20 protein-coding genes and 1 tRNA gene are annotated in these 19145 nt (G+C 64.3%); 18 read left to right on the top strand and 3 right to left on the bottom strand.

The genetic code is table 11. The features are described 5' to 3' along the window. From rpoC to KIT53_RS15925, 8 genes are all read left to right on the top strand, one after another. Positions 1 to 2876 (top strand): DNA-directed RNA polymerase subunit beta' (gene rpoC, locus KIT53_RS15960; protein ID WP_297754470.1); only part of this gene is annotated, 2876 nt, incomplete at its 5' end. A gap of 191 nt (positions 2877 to 3067) precedes the next feature. After that, the gene (locus tag KIT53_RS15955; protein ID WP_297754466.1) at positions 3068 to 3661 is read left to right on the top strand and encodes a LemA family protein; all 594 of its coding nucleotides are present in this window, start codon (positions 3068 to 3070) and stop codon (positions 3659 to 3661) included. Positions 3662 to 3687: 26 nt separating this feature from the next. Continuing rightward, entirely contained in the window at positions 3688 to 4695 is a 1008-nt protein-coding gene (locus tag KIT53_RS15950; protein WP_297754463.1) for a M48 family metalloprotease, read from the top strand. Positions 4696 to 4732: 37 nt separating this feature from the next. Next, entirely contained in the window at positions 4733 to 6115 is a 1383-nt protein-coding gene (gene rsmB, locus KIT53_RS15945) for a 16S rRNA (cytosine(967)-C(5))-methyltransferase RsmB (RefSeq protein WP_297754460.1), read from the top strand. Positions 6116 to 6149: 34 nt separating this feature from the next. Then, positions 6150 to 6851, top strand: coding sequence for a DUF4390 domain-containing protein (locus KIT53_RS15940; RefSeq protein ID WP_297754457.1), 702 nt, complete (start codon positions 6150 to 6152; stop codon positions 6849 to 6851). A gap of 30 nt (positions 6852 to 6881) precedes the next feature. Next, positions 6882 to 9140 carry an ATP-binding protein gene (locus KIT53_RS15935; RefSeq protein ID WP_297754455.1) on the top strand — a complete coding sequence of 753 codons (2259 nt, stop codon included), beginning with the start codon at positions 6882 to 6884 and terminating at the stop codon, positions 9138 to 9140. A 32-nt stretch (positions 9141 to 9172) separates the two neighbouring features. Beyond that, on the top strand, positions 9173 to 9961 hold the full coding sequence (locus KIT53_RS15930) for a response regulator (RefSeq protein WP_297754452.1): 789 nt from the start codon (positions 9173 to 9175) through the stop codon (positions 9959 to 9961). Between the two features lie 64 nt (positions 9962 to 10025). Further along, positions 10026 to 10101: transfer RNA gene (locus KIT53_RS15925), tRNA-Phe, on the top strand. A 294-nt stretch (positions 10102 to 10395) separates the two neighbouring features. Here the strand turns inward: KIT53_RS15925 and KIT53_RS15920 are convergent. From KIT53_RS15920 to KIT53_RS15910, 3 genes are all read right to left on the bottom strand, one after another. Continuing rightward, positions 10396 to 10626, bottom strand: a complete 231-nt coding sequence (locus KIT53_RS15920) for a DUF2188 domain-containing protein (RefSeq protein WP_153163706.1) — start codon at positions 10624 to 10626, stop codon at positions 10396 to 10398. A gap of 71 nt (positions 10627 to 10697) precedes the next feature. Then, positions 10698 to 11663 carry a hypothetical protein gene (locus KIT53_RS15915; RefSeq protein WP_297754447.1) on the bottom strand — a complete coding sequence of 322 codons (966 nt, stop codon included), beginning with the start codon at positions 11661 to 11663 and terminating at the stop codon, positions 10698 to 10700. A 3-nt stretch (positions 11664 to 11666) separates the two neighbouring features. Next, positions 11667 to 12902 carry a hypothetical protein gene (locus tag KIT53_RS15910; RefSeq protein ID WP_062794268.1) on the bottom strand — a complete coding sequence of 412 codons (1236 nt, stop codon included), beginning with the start codon at positions 12900 to 12902 and terminating at the stop codon, positions 11667 to 11669. A gap of 244 nt (positions 12903 to 13146) precedes the next feature. On the opposite strand from KIT53_RS15910, the gene KIT53_RS15905 reads away from it, so the two are divergent. The 10 genes from KIT53_RS15905 (at position 13147) to KIT53_RS15860 (ending at position 19145) form a co-directional block, all read left to right on the top strand. Further along, positions 13147 to 13476 (top strand): helix-turn-helix transcriptional regulator, encoded by a 330-nt coding sequence (locus KIT53_RS15905; RefSeq protein WP_062794267.1) that lies wholly within the window; start codon positions 13147 to 13149, stop codon positions 13474 to 13476. A gap of 13 nt (positions 13477 to 13489) precedes the next feature. Next, positions 13490 to 14419, top strand: a complete 930-nt coding sequence (locus KIT53_RS15900) for an ImmA/IrrE family metallo-endopeptidase (RefSeq protein WP_297754441.1) — start codon at positions 13490 to 13492, stop codon at positions 14417 to 14419. An 18-nt stretch (positions 14420 to 14437) separates the two neighbouring features. Continuing rightward, positions 14438 to 15286, top strand: coding sequence for a hypothetical protein (locus tag KIT53_RS15895; RefSeq protein WP_228112034.1), 849 nt, complete (start codon positions 14438 to 14440; stop codon positions 15284 to 15286). Between the two features lie 90 nt (positions 15287 to 15376). Beyond that, complete coding sequence (locus KIT53_RS15890) at positions 15377 to 15592, top strand: hypothetical protein (RefSeq protein WP_297754436.1); 216 nt, start codon at positions 15377 to 15379, stop codon at positions 15590 to 15592. After that, positions 15589 to 16062, top strand: coding sequence for a DUF2924 domain-containing protein (locus tag KIT53_RS15885; protein WP_055451266.1), 474 nt, complete (start codon positions 15589 to 15591; stop codon positions 16060 to 16062). Before KIT53_RS15890 ends, KIT53_RS15885 begins: the two co-directional genes overlap by 4 nt. Continuing rightward, positions 16059 to 17471 (top strand): recombinase family protein, encoded by a 1413-nt coding sequence (locus KIT53_RS15880; protein WP_297754430.1) that lies wholly within the window; start codon positions 16059 to 16061, stop codon positions 17469 to 17471. The genes KIT53_RS15885 and KIT53_RS15880 overlap by 4 nt, the downstream gene beginning before the upstream one ends. Beyond that, on the top strand, positions 17468 to 17932 hold the full coding sequence (locus tag KIT53_RS15875) for a hypothetical protein (protein WP_297754428.1): 465 nt from the start codon (positions 17468 to 17470) through the stop codon (positions 17930 to 17932). Before KIT53_RS15880 ends, KIT53_RS15875 begins: the two co-directional genes overlap by 4 nt. A 174-nt stretch (positions 17933 to 18106) precedes the next feature. Continuing rightward, entirely contained in the window at positions 18107 to 18370 is a 264-nt protein-coding gene (locus KIT53_RS15870) for a helix-turn-helix domain-containing protein (protein WP_020200569.1), read from the top strand. Between the two features lie 11 nt (positions 18371 to 18381). Continuing rightward, positions 18382 to 18858, top strand: coding sequence for a hypothetical protein (locus tag KIT53_RS15865; protein WP_020200568.1), 477 nt, complete (start codon positions 18382 to 18384; stop codon positions 18856 to 18858). A gap of 5 nt (positions 18859 to 18863) precedes the next feature. After that, positions 18864 to 19145, top strand: a complete 282-nt coding sequence (locus KIT53_RS15860) for a hypothetical protein (protein WP_198848035.1) — start codon at positions 18864 to 18866, stop codon at positions 19143 to 19145.

The following is a 19145-nucleotide window of genomic DNA, read 5'->3' as shown; positions in this document are numbered from 1 at the left end:
TGGTCTGCGCGGCCTTCAACGCCGATTTCGACGGTGACCAGATGGCCGTGCACGTGCCGCTGTCGGTGGAAGCCCAGCTCGAGGCCCGGACCCTCATGCTGGCCTCCAACAACATCCTGTTCCCGGCCAACGGCGAGCCCTCCATCGTGCCGTCGCAGGACGTGGTGCTGGGTCTGTACTACGCCACCCGCGAGCGCATCAACGCCAAGGGCGAAGGCATGATCTTCGCCGACCTGGCCGAGCTGCAGCGGGCGCTGGACAACGGTGTGGTGGAGATCACCGCGCGCATCAGCGTGCGCCTGACCCAGCACACGCTGGACAAGGCCAGCGGCGAATGGCGTGCCTCCATCGCCCTGGTGGACACCACCGTGGGCCGTGCGCTGCTCTCCGAGATCCTGCCCAAGGGCCTGCCCTTCGAGGTGCTGAACAAGGCGCTGAAGAAGAAGGAAATCTCGCGCCTGATCAACGCCTCGTTCCGCAAGTGCGGTCTCAAGGAGACCGTGGTCTTCGCCGACAAGCTGCTGCAGAACGGTTTCCGCCTGGCCACGCGCGCCGGCATCTCCATCGCGGTGGACGACATGCTGGTGCCCAAGGAGAAGCCCGCCATCATCGACCGCGCCGAAAACGAGGTGAAGGAAATCGCCCAGCAATATGCCTCCGGTCTGGTGACCGCTGGCGAGCGCTACAACAAGGTGGTGGACATCTGGGGCAAGGCCGGTGACGAGATCTCCAAGGTCATGATGGCCCAGCTCGCCAAGCAGAAGGTGACCGACCGCAGTGGCAAGGAAGTGGACCAGGAGTCGTTCAACTCCATCTACATGATGGCCGATTCCGGCGCGCGCGGCTCGGCGGCGCAGATCCGCCAGCTCGCCGGCATGCGCGGCCTGATGGCCAAGCCGGACGGCTCCATCATCGAGACCCCCATCACGGCGAACTTCCGTGAAGGCCTCAACGTGCTGCAGTACTTCATCTCCACCCACGGCGCCCGCAAGGGCCTGGCCGATACGGCGTTGAAGACCGCGAACTCCGGCTACCTCACGCGCCGCCTGGTGGACGTGACGCAGGATCTGGTGGTCAACCAGCTCGACTGCGGCACCGCCAACGGCACGCTGATGCGCGCCATCGTCGAGGGTGGCGAGGTCATCGAATCGCTGCGCGACCGCATTCTGGGCCGCACCACGGCCGAGGACGTGATCCACCCGGAAACCCGCGGCGTGCTGGTGCCTGCCGGCCTGCTGCTGGACGAGGACATGCTCGACGAGCTCGAGGCCGCTGGCGTGGACGAGGTCAAGGTGCGCACCGCACTGACCTGCGAGACGCGCTTCGGCATCTGCGCCAAGTGCTACGGCCGCGACCTCGGCCGTGGTGGCTTGGTCAACATCGGCGAAGCCGTTGGCGTGATCGCAGCGCAGTCCATCGGCGAACCCGGCACCCAGCTGACCATGCGCACCTTCCACATCGGTGGTGCTGCGTCGCGTGCGGCCGTGGCCTCCAACGTGGAGGCCAAGTCCGCGGGCGTGATCGGCTTCAATGCCACGATGCGCTACGTGACCAACAACAAGGGTGAGCTGGTGGTGATCGCCCGTTCCGGCGAGATCATCATCCACGACGAGCATGGCCGTGAGCGCGAGCGCCACAAGGTGCCGTACGGCGCGACCCTGTCCGTCAAGGCCGACCAGCAGATCAAGGCCGGCACCATCCTGGCCAACTGGGATCCGCTGACGCGCCCCATCATCACGGAATTCGCCGGCCAGGTGAAGTTCGAGAACGTCGAGGAAGGCCTGACCGTGGCCAAGCAGGTCAACGACGTGACCGGCCTGTCCTCGCTGGTGGTGATCGATCCCAAGCACCGCGGCTCGGCCAAGGTCGTGCGTCCGTTGGTCAAGCTGCTCGACGCGGGTGGCAACGAGGTCAAGATCCCCGGTACCGATCACTCGGTGACGGTGGGCTTCCAGGTGGGCGCGCTGCTCGAAGTGCGTGACGGTCAGGACGTCGGCCCCGGCCATGTGCTGGCGCGCATCCCGGTCGAAGGCCAGAAGACCCGTGACATCACCGGCGGTCTGCCGCGTGTGGCCGAACTCTTTGAAGCCCGCAGCCCCAAGGACAAGGGCATGCTGGCGGAGATGACCGGTACCGTGTCGTTCGGCAAGGAGACCAAGGGCAAGGTTCGCCTGCAGATCACCGATCCCGAAGGCAAGGTGTGGGACGAGCTCATTCCCAAGGAGAAGAACATCCTGGTGCACGAAGGCCAGGTGGTCAACAAGGGCGAGAGCATCGTGGACGGTCCCGCCGATCCGCAGGACATCCTGCGCCTGCTGGGCATCGAGGAGCTGTCGCGCTACATCGTCGACGAGGTGCAGGACGTCTACCGTCTGCAGGGCGTGAAGATCAACGACAAGCACATCGAGGTGATCGTTCGCCAGATGCTGCGCCGCGTCGTGGTCGAGAACCCGGGCGACTCTTCCTACATCGCGGGCGAGCAGGTCGAGCGCTCCGAGATCCTCAACACCAACGACGCGCTGCGGTCCGAGGGCAAGCTGCCCGCGACCTACAGCAACGTGCTGCTGGGCATCACCAAGGCTTCGCTGTCCACCGACTCGTTCATCTCCGCGGCGTCCTTCCAGGAAACCACGCGCGTGCTGACCGAAGCGGCCATCATGGGCAAGCGCGACGATCTGCGCGGCTTGAAGGAGAACGTCATCGTCGGCCGCCTGATCCCCGCGGGCACCGGCATGGCGTACCACGAGGCGCGCAAGGTCAAGGAGAAGATGGACGACGAGGAGCGCCGTGCCATCGCCGAGGCCGACGCGCTGTCGCTCGCGGCAGACCAGGCCGAGCAGGCGGATGCCAGCAACGCCAACGAGTCCACGGACTGATCTTCCCGGCGTGAGGCGGCGCTTCGCGCGCCGCTGAATCCCTCGACGCCCCCGGCCATCCGGCCGGGGGCGTTTTTCGTTGTGCGCGGGTCTCGGCATGTCTGGCCGCACCGGGGGGCTGGGGTATATTGGCCCGCGCCCGCGGACCCTCTGCCGGGCGTGCCTTTGCTCAGCGGTCAAGGAGTCCGAAGATGATGATTTCCCTGTGGGTCGTGCTGGCCATCGGCCTGGTGGTGTTCTTCTGGGCGGTGGGCGCCTACAACCGGCTGGTGCGCCTGAAGAACGGCATTGCGAACGCCTTCGGGCAGATCGACGTGCAGCTCAAGCGGCGCTACGACCTCATCCCGAATCTCGTCGAGGTCGCGCGCCGCTACCTCGCGCACGAAGCCCAGACGCTGGAAGCCGTGATCGCGGCGCGCAACCAGGCCCGCAGCGCCGAACAGACGGCTGCGGGCAATCCGCTCAATGCCGGCGCATTGGGCGCTCTGGCGGGCGCCGAACAGTTGCTGGGTGGCGCCCTGGGCAAACTGTTCGCCGTGGTCGAGGCCTACCCCGACCTCAAGGCCGACCAGAACATGCGCGAGCTCAGCGAAGAGCTGGCCAGCACGGAGAACCGCGTCGGCTTCGCGCGACAGGCCTACAACGACCAGGTGCTCGAATTCAACGACGCCGCCGCGCAATTTCCCACGCTCATCATCGCGCGGCTGTTCGGCTTCCAGCCACAGGCCATGCTCGAATCGACCCGCAGCGAGGCTGAGCGGGAGGCACTTCGTATTCAGCTGTGAGGCGCGGCCTTCCCTGACTGCCTGACATGCGCTTCTTCGAGTTTCAGCGCGATGCGCGTGGCCAGACCCGGCGCCTGCTGGTCGCGTTTGCGATCACGGTGATCTTGCTCGTGGTGGCCGTGAACGCCTCGCTGGCGCTGGCCTGGGGCCTGAGCTGGGGCTTCTGGCTGCCGGGCGAGATGCGCTACCCGCGCCACTTCTTTGCCGTGAACACCGCTGTCACCCTGCTCTTCGTGCTCGGGGGGTGGTGGGTGGAGACTTCGCGTCTGGCAGAGGGCGGAGGCGTGCGCCTGGCCGAGCAGATGGGTGCGCGCCTGGCCCAGCCGTCGGGCAACCTCGACGAGCAGCGCTTCTGCAACATCGTCGACGAGATGAGCATCTCCTCGCGCATGCAACGCCCCCAGCCCATGGTGCTGGCGCGCGACGAAGGCATCAATGCCTTTGCGGCCGGCTGGGACGAAAACGACGCGGTGGTCGCGGTCACGCGCGGCGCGCTGGAGCACCTCACGCGCGAGGAACTGCAAGGCCTGGTGGCGCACGAGTTCAGCCACATTGGCGAGGGCGACACCCGTTTGAACATGCGGCTGGTCGGCATGGTGTTTGGTCTGGAGTCGCTCTACCGCATGGGCCAGCACCTGTTCGAGCCCGACGAGAACGGCCGGCGGTGGGCGGCGGCGCTGATCGGCCTGGCCGTCATGGCCGCGGGCTGGCTGGGCTGGGTCGCCGGCCACGCCCTGCAGGCGGCGGTATCGCGCCAGCGCGAATACCTGGCCGACGCGCGCGCCGTGCAATGGACACGCAGCCGTGACGGCCTGGGCGGCGTGCTGCGCAAGGTGCTCGGGCAGCAGCGCGCAGGCCTATCTGCCCACCCCACCGGCTCGCTGGTGCAGCACATGCTGCTGGTGGCCAACGAGGGCGGCCAGGTCGCGCGCTGGTTCGACTCCCACCCGCCACTCTCGCAGCGCATTCGCCGTGTCTATGGCCGCGAGATGGGCCCGCTGCCGCTCTCCCGTGGCGGCAGCGCCAGTGTGTGACACTGTCGTCCCACCCAGCCCCTCTCGCCCGCCCATCTTGACCGACACCCGCCATCCGACATCCTCCGGCGCGTCCACGCCCAGCCTGTCCACGCAACTGTTGGCCACCGCGCGCTGTGTGCGTGCCGTCGAGCAGGGGCGATCGCTCAGCGACGTGCTGCCCGAGGTCGCCGCCCCGCTGCGGCCCGGCGTGCAGGCGCTGACCTTCCATGTGCTGCGACACCTGGGCACCGCGCGCGCGGTGGTGGCCAGCCTGGCGCCCCGCAAGCCACAGCCGGCGGTGCACGCGTTGCTTTGCAGTGCCGTCGCCCTGCTGCTGGACGAGGGCGATGAGCGCGGTGCGGCAGGTTCGGCGGGTGCCCGGGTACCGCAGTACGCGGCGCACACCGTCGTCGACCAGACCGTGAACGCTGCACGGGAAGAACGCGGCACCGCCCGCCAGGCCGGCTTCGTCAATGCCTGCCTGCGTCGCTTCCTGCGAGAGCGCACCCCCCTGTTGGCCAGCCTGGCAGACGACCCTGTGGCGCGCTGGAACCACCCGCGCTGGTGGATCGAGCGCCTGCAGCGCGACCACCCGGCGCAGTGGCAGGCCATCCTGGAGGCGAGCAACCAGCCCGGCCCCATGACGCTGCGCGTCAACCGCCGCCACAGCAGCCGCGAGGCCTACCGGCAGGCCCTGCAGGACATCGGGCTCGCAAGCACCCCCGTGGGCAGCGACGGCCTGGTGCTGGACGCCCCGCAGCCGGTGGAACGTTTGCCCGGCTTTGCCCAGGGACACTGCTCCGTGCAGGACGCCGCCGCTCAGATGGCGGCCGGCCTCTTGCTGGAGGGGCGCGAGGAAGCCCGCATTCACCGCGTGCTCGACGCCTGCGCCGCGCCCGGCGGCAAGACCGCCCATTTGCTGGAATCGGCCGACCTGGACCTGCTGGCACTGGATGTGGACGCCCGGCGTTGCGCGCGCATCCAGGACACCCTGGCTCGTCTGGGCTTGCGCGCCGAAGTGCGCTGCGCCGATGCCGCCCGGCCCGAAGCCTGGTGGGATGGCCGTCTTTTCGACGCCATCCTGCTCGATACGCCCTGCACCGCTTCCGGCATCGTGCGCCGCCATCCGGATGTGCGCTGGCTGCGCCGTGAAAGCGACGTGGCCGCTCTCGCGGCCACCCAGCGCGCGCTGCTGGACACCCTGTGGCCGCTGCTGCGGCCGGGTGGGCGGTTGCTCTATGCCACCTGCTCGGTGTTTCGCGCCGAAGGATCGGCGCAGGTGCAGGCGTTCCTTGAGCACCACACTGATGCACGCGTTCGCCCCTCGGTGGGGCATTTGCTGCCCGGTTCGGCCTCGGCTGCGGGGCAGTTCAACGACAATCATCCGGGTGGATATGACGGCTTCTTCTATGCCCGGATCGACAAGGCCGGGCCCTGAACGGGCCCCCCGCGCCAGCGGATGGGGGGGCCAAATGCTGGGCCGCCTGCGCCTGGCGGGGCTGGCGCTGCTCTGGCTCGTGTTCTGGCCTGTCCAGGCCCAGGCGCCGCAGCTCGAACAGCTCAGCCTGCTGCGCACCCAGGAAGGCCTGTTTCTTTCTGCCCGCATGGAGCTCACCCCCTCGCCGGTGGTGGAAGATGCGCTCCTGCGTGCCGTGCCGCTGTACTTCGTCTGGCATGCCGACGTGTACCGCTCCCGCTGGTACTGGACCGACAAGCGCGTGGCCTCCGCCACCCGCACCCTGCGCCTGGCCTACCAGCCGCTGACCCGCCGCTGGCGCGTCAGCCTCTCCAACGACCCCGGCGCGCCCGCTGGTGGTGCCGGCCTGCAATACGCCTTGCACCAGAACTTCGACAGCCTGACCGAAGCACTGGCCGGCGTGGCGCGTGTTGCGCGCTGGCGCATCGCCAGCGCCGACCGGTTGGAGCACGACGCCGCGCACCAGGTCGAATTCGCCTTCCGGCTCGACCTTTCCCTGCTGCCGCGCCCGTTCCAGATCGGCATGGCCAACCAGCCGGAATGGGCCGTCGAGTTGCAGCGCCAGTTGCCGGTCTCCGAGACCATCGAGATCGAGAAACCACTGGCCGCTCCCAGCAGCGCCGAAGGCCTGAAGTCGGTGGATGCGGGGGGTGGCGGCGCCAACCCCAACGGCACCGCGACGGACGCACCCCGCTGACCCAGTACGCCCCGGCCCTGCCTGCCCATCGTGACGGATCCCGCCGCCCCCAGCACACCGCACCGCGCCAAGCCGGCCGCCGTGCGCTGGGCCGTGGGTGCCGGCCTGGTCTTCATGACCGGAGTGGGCATGGTGCTGCTGTTCCTGCTCACGCTGGCCACCAACAACCGCGCGCTGTACGAACAGAACTTCACCTGGCTGGTTGCCGTCAACGTCGCGGTGGCCGCCTTCCTGCTGCTGATCGTCGGCTGGATCGCCGTGCGCCTGGGCCTGCGCCTCAAGCGAGGCAAGTTCGGCACCCGCCTGCTGATCAAGCTGGCCGCCATCATCGGCCTGGTGGGCGTGCTGCCCGGGGTGCTCATCTACACCGTCTCCTACCAGTTCGTCTCCCGCTCCATCGAAAGCTGGTTCGATGTGCGGGTGGAGTCCGCGCTGGCCGCCGGCCTCAATCTGGGCCGCACCACCCTCGACACGCTGGGCGCCGATCTCGGCAGCAAGACCCGCGTGGCCGCGGAAAGCCTCTCCCGCATGCCCAACGCCTCGGCCGTGCTGGCGCTGGACCGCTTGCGCGAGCAACTCGGTGCGTCCGACCTCATCCTCTGGAACGCCAACGGCCAGGCCCTGGGCAGTGCCGGCCTGTCGCGTTTCGACATCAATCCGGAGCGGCCCACGCAGACCCAGTTGCGCAACGTGCGCGCCTCGCGCGTGGTGACCCAGGTGGACGGGCTGGAAGAGGGCGCCGAGACCGACATCGAAGCACTGATCGCGGTGAGCGAGGCGCGCATCAAGGTGCTGGCCCTGGTCAGCCCGCCCAACTTCGGCTTCAACGCCGAGCCACGCTACCTGCAGGTGGTCGCGCCGCTGCCGCGTGCACTGGTGACCGACGCCCTGGCCGTGCAGGTGGCCAACCGCGAATACCAGGAACGGGCCTTCGCCCGCGAAGGCCTGCGCCGCATGTACATCGGCACCCTCACGCTGGCGCTGTTCCTGGCCGTGTTTGGCGCCGTGTTGCTCGCTGTGCTGCTCGGCAACCAACTGGTGCGTCCCCTGCTCGTGCTGGCCGAGGGCATGCGTGAAGTGGCGGCTGGCAACCTGGCGCCCAAGACCGCGCTGACCTCGCGCGACGAACTCGCCAGCCTCACCCGCACCTTTGCCCACATGACCCAGGACCTGGCCGATGCGCGCGGCGCCGTCCAGAAGAGCATGGAACAGGTCGATGCGGCACGGGCCAACCTGCAGACCATCCTGGACAACCTCACCGCGGGTGTGGTGGTGCTGGACGAGGACGGCTGCCTGCACAGCGTCAACCCAGGCGCCGAACGCATCCTGCGCACACCGCTGGCGCGCCACATGGGCGCGCCGCTGGCCGACGTGCCCGGCCTGGAGGCTTTTGCTTCCGGCGTGCTGCAGCAGTTCGAGCGCTTCCTGGGCGAACAGACGCCACCACCCGAAGGGGGGCATTGGCAACAATCCTTTGAACTCAGCGCCAACGGCAACACGCCGTTCGACGAAGGCATCACCCTGATCGCACGCGGCGCGCTGCTGCCCAACGGAGAGCGCCTGCTGGTCTTCGACGACGTCTCGGAAATGGTGTCCGCCCAGCGCGCCAAGGCCTGGGGCGAGGTGGCGCGCCGTCTGGCGCATGAAATCAAGAACCCGCTCACGCCCATCCAGCTCTCGGCCGAGCGCCTGGCCATGAAACTCGATGGCAAGGTGCAGCCCACCGAACAGGCCGTGCTCGACAAGTCCGTGCGCACCATCGTCGACCAGGTCGACGCCATGAAGCGCCTCGTCAACGAATTCCGCGACTACGCCCGCCTGCCCGCCGTGCGCCTCGCACCCATCGACCTCAACGCCCTGGTGCGCGACATCCTCGTGCTCTACGACAACGCCGCCGTGCCTGTGCGACTGGAACTGGCCGACGACCTGCCCAAAGTGCAGGCCGACCCCGAGCAGGTGCGCCAGACCCTGCACAACCTGGTGCAGAACGCGCAGGACGCCATGGCCGGGCAGCCCGGCGCCGAGGTGCTGCTGCGCACCCGCCGCTCCGACTCCGGCAAGTGGGTGCGCCTGAGCGTGCTCGACCAGGGCCCCGGGTTCGCCGACCACATCCTCAAGCGCGCCTTCGAACCCTACGTCACCACCAAGACCAAAGGCACCGGCCTGGGCCTGGCGGTGGTCAAGAAGATCATGGACGAGCACGGCGGCCGCGTGGATTTGGCCAACCGCATGACCGAAGGCAGGGTCTCAGGCGCCCAAGTGTCGTTATCATTCGCAGTTGCGAATTGACAACAGACAGATCTAGGGGATTTCAGCGCGCCATGGCAACTATTCTGGTCGTAGACGATGAACTCGGGATACGGGACCTGCTCTCGGAAATCCTCAACGACGAAGGCCACACGGTCGAACTCGCCGAGAACGCGGCACAGGCCCGCGCCGTGCGCAGCCAGCTTCGCCCCGACCTCGTGCTGCTCGACATCTGGATGCCCGATACCGACGGCGTCACCCTGCTCAAGGAATGGGCCAGCACCGGCCTGCTCTCCATGCCCGTCATCATGATGAGCGGCCACGCCACCATCGACACCGCTGTTGAAGCCACCCGCATTGGCGCCGCTGCCTTCCTCGAAAAACCCATCACCATGCAGAAGCTGCTCAAGGCGGTAGACCAGGGCCTGCACAAGACCCCGGCCAAGCCCGCCAACGGCGGCGGCAGCGGTCATGGCGGCGGCAACGGCAGCTTCGTGCCAGGTCTGCGCGCGGGTGGCGTCACAGGCTTTGGCGGCAACGGCAGCATGGGTCTGCACCCGGGCGTCGGCGCGGGCAGCGGCGGCCTCGAACTCACCGTCGAGTCCGTCATGACCGGCGGCACGGCCCTTCACGAAACCACGCTGGACCTCGGTCCGCAGTCATCCCAGTCCTTCAATCTCGACGGCCCCCTGCGTGAAGCCCGCGACGAGTTCGAGAAGGCCTACTTCGAATACCACCTGGCCAAGGAAGCCGGCTCCATGACCCGCGTGGCCGAAAAGACCGGCCTGGAACGCACCCATCTCTACCGCAAGCTCAAGCAGCTCGGCGTGGACCTGGCCCGCAGCAAGCGCAACGCCCTCTGAAGCAAGCTGGCCTGGCCTCCGGAATACCCCTGTCGGAAGCTGCTACAATCTCGTTCTTTCCCAAGGCCCGGTAGCTCAGTTGGTAGAGCAGCGGATTGAAAATCCGCGTGTCGGTGGTTCGATTCCGCCCCAGGCCACCAAAATTCAGCGCCCAACTGTTCTCAGTTGGGCGTTTTCATTTGTGCTTCCCGCATGACACGCGGGGTTCCCGCACATTCTGCGTGTGCGACCGAGGTCCTATGGCCTGGCAGGAACATCCCCGGTTGCCCTCCGTTCCGCCCTCTCTTCTCTCGAAATCGGCGCTAACTTCTTCGCCGTGGCACACGCAGACGGCGTTGTTCGTCAATCACTTATGCGTGCGCCGACGGAAATGGTTGGCTCGCGGGTTTGCACGAGCAAAGCAGAACGGCAAACCCGCGAGGCCAGCCTCCACGTCAACCCTTGGGCGGGAACGGATCGTCACCGTAGCTGTTGCGCTCACGGATCTGGCCGTTCCGCCCTTGGATGAGCATCTCGCTCTGCTGGTTGATGGCGATGTCCCGCGCACGGTCAATCGCCTGTTGCTGCGTGTTATGGATGGAGGTGAGACGGTCGTTGCCTTCTCCCCGCACACCCCATTGATCGCCGCCGTTGATGGGTACGACCCATTGGTTCTTTCCGCTCATTTCAATCTCTCCAAAAAATGAAAAAGTCAGGCTCTTGAAGTCAGCGCGAGCCAGGCGCTTCGGTGCAGAATTCATGTCATGACGTTCGCCCCCTTTCCAGTTGCCGAACACGGCATCGCATACAGTCCAGCGCGTTGCTGTGTGACGACGAGTGCCCCGTAGGCTGCCAGTCGAGCCTCGTGCTCCGGCTTGCCCTTGTCCTTCGACTTGATCTTGAACAGGTCAATCGGCTTGTCGCTCTTCTGGCCAGCGCGCTGCATGATCCTTTCGCCGTCCACCTCGGCCCCCTTGAACGACCAGAGCGCTTCGAACACCTTCGCTTGACCGTCAGTAAAGCGGATCGGCGCTGCCTGCACGTCCGGCAGCGTCGCCCACTTGAAGTCCGCCGAGAATGGCCCGTTCACAGGTGCGGCCGGATCGGCCACTGCTGGCGCTACAGACGGTACCGAAGGGATGAAGGCGATCCCGCCGCCATAGAACGTGAATCGTTCTTCCAGCGCCAGCCATTCCACACCGGAGCCGAAGGGCGATCCACGGGTCGTGCGCGGCCTGGGGGTGATTACCCGGATGTTGCTTCCCGCCACCCGAACACGATCCAGCAAGGACGGCTCATGCAGCACTCTCGTCAGCTCTCGGGCCAGCACGACCGGCGAGCTGCGGGCATTACCGAGCCGCCAAGCACCGTCGCCCAAGTCATCGATGTCGTCGCGGCTCTCGATGTCGAGCGCGAGGCGCATTTTCTGCCGCAGCCAGTCTTCATCCAGGGCCAATGCCGCACCATCGATTGCCTCGACCGGCACCTGGCCACACTCCGGGCAACGGCAGATCCGACCGCCCCGGCCGTCACTCCAGACCTGCGCCCGATGCTGCTGGCAGTGGGGGCAGAGCACAAAAGACTGATCCAGCGCTGCTGGCCTGACCGTTTTGCCGAGCACAGACAAAGCAGATACCTCGCGTGGCGACAGCGTGGCACGCAGTACCGGCGTGCCACCCGCGAACAGACGGCAAACCAAGGCCCAGGCATCGTGCGTCGCCATTGATCAGTCCTCGTAGGCCGATGATGAACTGACTGCGTCGGTCTCTGGCGGCAATTCCTGGGCACTGAGGGTCTGGCCCTTCTGCAAGATGCCCACCGCGACAAGGTAACCCTCCAGTTGCGCCTGCATCTTGGCGTCGAACTTGTGCAGGTTCAGCCGCCCTTTGCTGGTCACTTCGATGGTGACCACCTTGGGGCGAGTCCTGCCCGGCTCGGGCGGGTAATAGAGATTGACCTGTGCCGCTGTCACCGCCCACTGACCCTCCAGCGGGCCTGGGAGTTTCTCCTTCAGCAAATCGTGCACCGAGCGTTGCTGGCTGGACTGCATCGCCGTGCATTCGATCTTCAGCGCCGTGTCGGGGCTGAGCAGGGTGAGTGCCTTGAGCTGCACCATCGAAAAACCGTCCTCAAAGACCTCCGGCACATCGAACCCGGTGCGCAGCATCGACAGATCCAGAGTCGGCGACTTGATCTTGTGAGCGCTTGCTTTCACGCCCAGCACATGCTCCGCGAAGGCCTCGACCAGCATTTGCTGATACTTTGCCCCGCCGCGCACCAGCGTGCGCACGACACCGGTGGACTTGGCGTACTCCAGCACCATGTGAATGTTGGGGTTGCCGACCCGGCGCTTCAGGGTCGCTCCCTCAAACTCCAGGCGCAGCATCGCCATGTCCTTGACATGGACCGACAACAGGAACACCCCCGGACTGCGCTCGACCAAGTGCGCCACGCTGCCGTCTCCGCATTGCAGTTCGCGCTTGTAGAAAGCCGAGATGGCATGACGCAACGCTGTCAGATTGGCATCCGAACCGTTCGGTTGGCGTTTCAAGCCAAGGTCGTATTGCTGCGTCTGCTGCCCATGCTGTTCCCAAAAGCTGAAGTCATAGGCGCGCTCGAACAGCGCCGGGTGGTGGACGTAGAGCCAGAAGGAACGGTGGACGTCACTTGCACACAGCGCCAAGCCCGCCAGCGCAGCACCATCGGCCACGGCCGCCTCAAACATCGCCTGCTTGCCTGCCGCATCGCCCAACTGAACGCTGGCCATGAGGTTGGCTGTCATCCGGTCGCGGGCAGCAATGTCGGGCCAGACCTTAACCGCTTCGACCAGAAACTGGCTGGTCTCAGGTGTGTCATCCCAGGCAAAGCCATGGGGCACCGGCAGGCTGTGGGTGGTCAGGAAGTCGCGCAACGTGGCATCCACCGGCAGCTCGAGCATCACGTCGACAAAGGTCTTCTTCATCTTGATCGTCCTTTCTGGATCGGCGTCGAAGGTCTGCGACCGATGTACGGACTGCACTGGCCAGCGACTGGGTTACTGAACACGCACCTCGCACAAGTAAAGTAGCGAGATACAAGCGCGATTCTGAACCTCAGATTTCCGCTTGTCAATCAAATCGGCACATCTAGACCTCGTTTGTATCTCGCGGCTATACTGGCGGTCTTGTTTTTGTTAACTGACTGTTTTCCCCTACAGGAGCATCGCTATGGCTTCAGCGTTCGGAGCACGCCTGCGACGCTTACGCGAGGCGAAGAAATTGACCTTGCAACAGGTCGCCGACGCTGTCGGCTGTACCAAGGCGTACATATGGGAACTGGAGATGAAGGACGGCCAGCGCCCTTCTGCCGAGCGAATTCAGGCGATAGCCAAGGTGCTGGGCGTGACGATGGAGGATGTGATGGGGGAGCCCGTCGATCAGGTTCCCCAAGCCAGTCCAGAAGATGTGGCTTTCTTCCGCGAGTACGCTGGAATGACGGACGAGGAGAAGGATCGCTACCGTCAGGCCCTCAAAATCATGTTCCCTGACAAGAGCTAAGGCGGTCTGACAATTGAGCGTATCCCAGCCCCTCACCGGTTCCATCGCGGCCAGCACCGTCTTGAGATGGTTGCGGGCCTGGCACGCCGACGGCATGCCAGATGCCGTGGATCTGGAAGTCGTCCGGCAAATGCTTCCAGAGACGCCTTACGGCAAAGGGGTGCGGGAGATCAAGGCCCCGATGGTGCTGGACATCAATAGCTGCGAAGGCATGCTGGTGCGCAACCCACAGGACACCGCAGAGTGGGGCATCTTCTATAACGGCAAGGCAAACCCCGAGCGCCAGCGTTTCACCATCGCTCACGAACTGGGCCACTTCATCCTTCACCGTGATCAGCGGCAAAGTTTCAACTGCGACAAGGAAAGCGTGTACTCCGGCGCGGACACTATCCGTGTCATCGAACGTGAGGCGGACGACTTTGCCAGCAACCTGCTGATGCCTGGCGACTTGCTGCGCGAGTGGATCTCAAACCAGCGCATCGACTTGCATGTCCTGAGCGCCCTTGCCAAACGGTTCCAGGTGTCGTTCGAGGCGCTGTGCATTCGGTTCATCAAATTCACCACGCAGCGGGCAATCCTTGTCTATTGGGACAACGGTTTCGTGAAGTACGAATGGCGCAGCAGCAGCGCGGTCAAGACGCGCGCCCGCATTCGGCGCACTGACGATCCGCAGGAACCATTACCCGGCACCCTGGCTGCTGATTCCACCGTTGAGCAGGAGTGGGATGGCACGGAGATGTCTGCCGCGATCTGGTGCCCGGAGGAGGCACCACACATGAAGTTGCGCGAGTTCAAGCACAGCTACACCACAGGAGATCGCGTCCTGACCCTTCTGCTACTGGAAAGTGCTGAACCACGGTCATGGGATCGGTCTTGGCAAGACGGCGAGAGCTTTGACAGCTTCGATCAGTTTGTCTCCAACGGCCAGATGCCGGTTCGCTGATTGGCGGCAATACAAATCATGACCCTAAACGCCATCGTCGCCGACATCAATGCGATCCTCTCGAAGCATGGCGTTTCCGATGCCATGCAACTGCGCGACATCACCGTGACAGACAAGACCGTCAGCGACATGGCGAAACCGACCCCGAGGTTGTCGGATGCGATTACAGCCCATCTATGGCCAAGCATCAGCTCGGCGACCGTCTATCACTACACGTCGCGTGAGGCGGCAGAAAACATTCTCTCGACCGGAATCTTCCGATTGACGAATATCGAGAAGCGACTCACCGATGGGGAGATCGTCACCTTCTGCCAGACGCATGGACTGCGTGGATACCTTGAGCCTGATGCAAGTGGCGAACCGACGTATCGCGCTCTGTTGCTGCCGCAGTTGTTCTATGCATCTTTCACAGAAGCAAACCTGTCGCACGAAGACGAGGAATACTTCTGGCGAAACTTCGCTGCGTCCGATGGTGTTCGGTTGACCATCGACATCACGGCCAAGAACCCCAATTTCCGGAAGATTGTGTACGAACCGCAGCCAGGGACGCCCATCCCGCTACTGACTGATCTGGTTTCGACCATTCGGCAGCAACATGGGCGTGAGTTCGTGCTTCAAGGCATCTCCAGATTGTGTGCCTTCTACCTGTGCGGTCAGACCTACAGTCGAGAGAAGGAGTATCGGGCTCTGTTCAAAGCGTGGCCGGACTTCGGCCCTCAACCGGTAGGTACGGGGCCGACTGCGTATGTCGAAGTCCCGCTGAATCAGATGACCGATTTCGGGTACGAATTCCGGATCACCGAAGTGCATGCGAGTACGCGGCCGAGCATGCCAGATCACTATTGCTTCAATCAGCGCATCAGTTAGCGCGAAGACCCGCGCACTCACGCTAAATCACGTTACGCGAAGTGCCCTTGGTTTCTAGCATGAGCAGCGTTTTCCATCGGAACGCTTGCCATGACAGAAATCGAACCTATCTCCATTTGCACATCACCTGACCGGCCACGGCACGGGCATCAAGAAATCGCTGATCTGTTAGCTGCCGCGCTGCTGCGCCTTCGTGCCCGCCAATCGCGCGATATCCCCAAAAACAGCGAGCAGGTTTGCCTTGGCTTCCCCGGCCAACAGCGCGTGAATGCGAACCCCGATCACAACAACGGAGTTCGCCCATGACAGCACACGCAACCTCACCAACGCCCGCCTCAGTCGCCGCCCGCGTCGCGGCTATTCCCCATCTTTCGATGGATGATCTTTGGGCTCTCTGGGACGACCATTTCGATGAACGGCCGAATCACCACCATCGGGTCTGGTTGGAAAGTCGCCTGGCCTACCGGATGCAAGAGCGTGCGTTTGGCGGTTTGAAACCGTCACTGCGCAAGAAGCTCGAGGAGGTTGGCGAAACCGGCATCTTGCCCAAGCAACTGCGCGGCGATAGCCAACGCCTACTGCCCGGTACCGTCCTGACACGCATCTACGACGACATTGAACATCGTGTGCTGGTGCGCGGATCGAATGATTTCGAGTACCAGGGGCAACGCTTCAAGAGCCTGTCCGCTGTAGCCAAACGCATCACAGGCAGCCATTGGTCAGGCCCGGTGTTCTTTGGTTTGAAGGCACCTGCTTCGAAGAAGGGGGCAGCATGAGCTTAGTGCGTCGAAACCAGATTCCCGCAGTCACGCCAAAGAAGCGCTGCGCCGTCTACACACGCAAGTCCACTGACGAAGGCCTCGACCAGGAATACAACAGCCTCGAGGCACAGCGTGATGCGGGCTTGGCCTTCATTGCAAGCCAACGACATGAAGGCTGGATTGCCGTCGACGACGGATACGACGACGGCGGCTACTCTGGCGGAAACATGGAACGGCCCGGGTTGCGCCGACTGATGATCGACATCGAGGCGGGGAAGATCGATACCGTGGTCGTCTACAAAATCGACCGCCTCACGCGCAGCCTGCCGGACTTCGCAAAGCTGGTCGAGGTTTTCGACCGCAACGGCGTCTCCTTTGTCGCGGTCACGCAGCAGTTCAACACCACCACATCGATGGGGCGATTGACGCTCAACATCCTTTTGTCATTCGCGCAGTTCGAACGCGAAGTCACCGGCGAACGCATCCGCGACAAGATCGCCGCCAGCAAGGCCAAAGGCATGTGGATGGGCGGAGTCCCGCCCCTCGGATACGACGTGGTCGAACGCAAGCTCGTCATCAACGACCGTGAAGCTGCGCTGGTACGTGACATCTTCCGCCGCTACGCCGAGCATGGCTCGGCTGCGCGACTCGTCCGCGAACTGGATATCGAAGGGCATACCACCAAGGCATGGGTCACCCAGTCCGGCCGGGAGCGATTGGGGCGCAGCATCGATCAGCAGTACCTCTTTACCTTGCTGCGTAACCGCATTTACCTCGGTGAAATCTGCAATCACGAGACGTGGTACTCGGGCCAGCACGACCCCATCATTTCTCAAGAATTGTGGGACGCGGCACATGCCTTCATTGAGCGGCGAAAGCAGGCACCGCGCGAACACCGAGCCAAGCATCCGGCACTGCTGGCGGGACTTCTGTTTGCACCAGATGGCCAACGCATGTTGCACTCCTTCGTCAAGAAGAAAAATGGTCGGCAGTACCGCTACTACGTGCCTTACCTGCACAAGCGGCGCAACGCCGGTGCCAGCCTGGCTCCGCATACGCCGGACGTGGGCCACCTGCCAGCCGCCGAGATCGAAGATGCCGTATTGGCGCAAATCCATGCTGCGCTCTCATCGCCGCAAATGCTGATCGCAGTGTGGAGATCCTGCCAGCAGCATCCGGCGGGGGCGACGCTGGACGAGGCACAGGTGGTGGTCGCCATGCAGCGCATCGGTGACGTGTGGTCGCAACTGTTCCCTGCCGAGCAGCAACGGATCACACGGCTGTTGATCGAACGCGTGCAACTACACGGGCACGGCCTGGATATCGTTTGGCGAGAGGACGGTTGGATCGGATTCGGTGCGGACATCAGCACGCATCCCTTGATCGAAGAGTCCCAAGAGCGTGTCGAGGAGGTTTTGGCATGAATGCCACAACTCACCAGCGCCAGCGCGCCGTCCGCATCGAGGTCGGATCCGAGGCGCGCAGTTATGTCAGCGAGGGGCAGCGGGTCACCTTGGTGCCCCTGACGATCAAGCGCCGCCAGAATCGGAAGCTGCTGATACCGCCAGCCCCCGAGATCGCGGACCGAATCGGTGGCTTCGATGTGCCGATGATCAAAACGCTGGGCAAGGCCTTCTATTGGAAGCGCTTGATCGACGATGGCACCTACTCCACGACAACGGACTTGGCGCACGCCATGAAAGTGGAGCCGGGCTGGGCTGCCGAGGTCTTGCGCATGACCATGCTGGCCCCCGATATCGTGGAGGCGATATTCGAAGGACGTCAGCCACGCCACTTGAATCTGCACACCTTGCGTGGCCGCCAAGAGCAACTACCGCGCGATTGGGCTGCGCAGCGTCGATTGCTCGGCTTTTCCGACGTCTGATCTGCCTCCAGACACACCCAATGACGGCGAGCCATGTGCTCGCCGTTTGCTTTTCTGCACTGGGCCATTGGCGAACCTGGAGTTCCGTCGTGGTTCGCCATTGCGTCCCTTAAAGGTTCGCCACCCGAAGTTTGGAATGACACCTGTTACTCAACAACGTCACAGGAGCATTCCATGCAGACACCAACCAGCGGTATCCCCCGGTCGCCACAGCAGGCGATCAACACCATGTCACCCGGTGATCGCCGCGTGCTCAACGAAAACGAGCTCGCGCAACGCTGGGGCGTTAGCCCCAAGACTTTGCAGCGCTGGCGCAGTGAGGGTCGCGGTCCACGCTACCTGAAGCTGTCCAAGCGTGTCGGCTACCCGGTCGACGCGATCCTCGAGTTTGAGCGCGAAGCGCTGCACGACTCGACATCCGAACGCGCGGCGGTTTGAGGAGAGATGCGATGAATGACATCACCATCTTTCCTGCCGACATCGCCGAGATGTCGGTCAGCCAACTGGCCGCATTGCCGCCCGCGCAGAAACACGAGATCGACAAGAACCTCGATGCAGCCATCGACTGGCTGAAGAAGGCGCGCACCAAGTTCGATGCGGCACTGGATCAGTGCTACGGCGAGCAGGCACGGACCGCGCTGCGCGAATCCGGCCGTGACTTCGGCACCGCACACATCAGCGATGGCCCGCTGCACCTGAAGTTCGAGCTGCCCAAGAAGGTCAGCTGGGATCAGAAGCAACTGGCTGAGATCGCTGAACGCATCGTCGCCTCAGGCGAGAAGGTCGAGGGTTACCTCGACATCAAGTTGTCCGTCTCCGAATCCCGCTTCACGAACTGGCCGCCTGCTTTGCAACAGCAGTTCGCCGCCGCTCGCACCGTGGATTCCGGCAAGCCGTCTTTCACCCTTTCCATCGATTCGGAGTAATGACCATGAGCACCAATCTCATCGCCTCGCTGCGTCAACAGCTGCCGTCCATCTACGGCGAACACCTCCCTGACGAAATCCGGTATCGCCGCGCGGACGGTCAGGACGTCGTAGTCCCGCTTGATGTCGCCACTGTGGATGAGCTGGCTTTTGCCATCCAGACAGCCAACGCGGAATCGCTGGCGCTCGGCCGCCGCCGCACCGCGCTGGAAGAACTCCACACCGAGGTGCGCAAACGTGCCGCGCGTGGAGTCGACCGTATCGCCGACGTGTCGTGGGAGGGCTGA

Origin of the sequence: Hydrogenophaga sp. (assembly GCF_026125785.1) — a bacterium.
GTDB lineage: Bacteria > Pseudomonadota > Gammaproteobacteria > Burkholderiales > Burkholderiaceae_C > Hydrogenophaga.
Note: the sequence above shows the minus strand (reverse complement) of the source record. Positions and strands in the feature narration are given on the sequence as shown.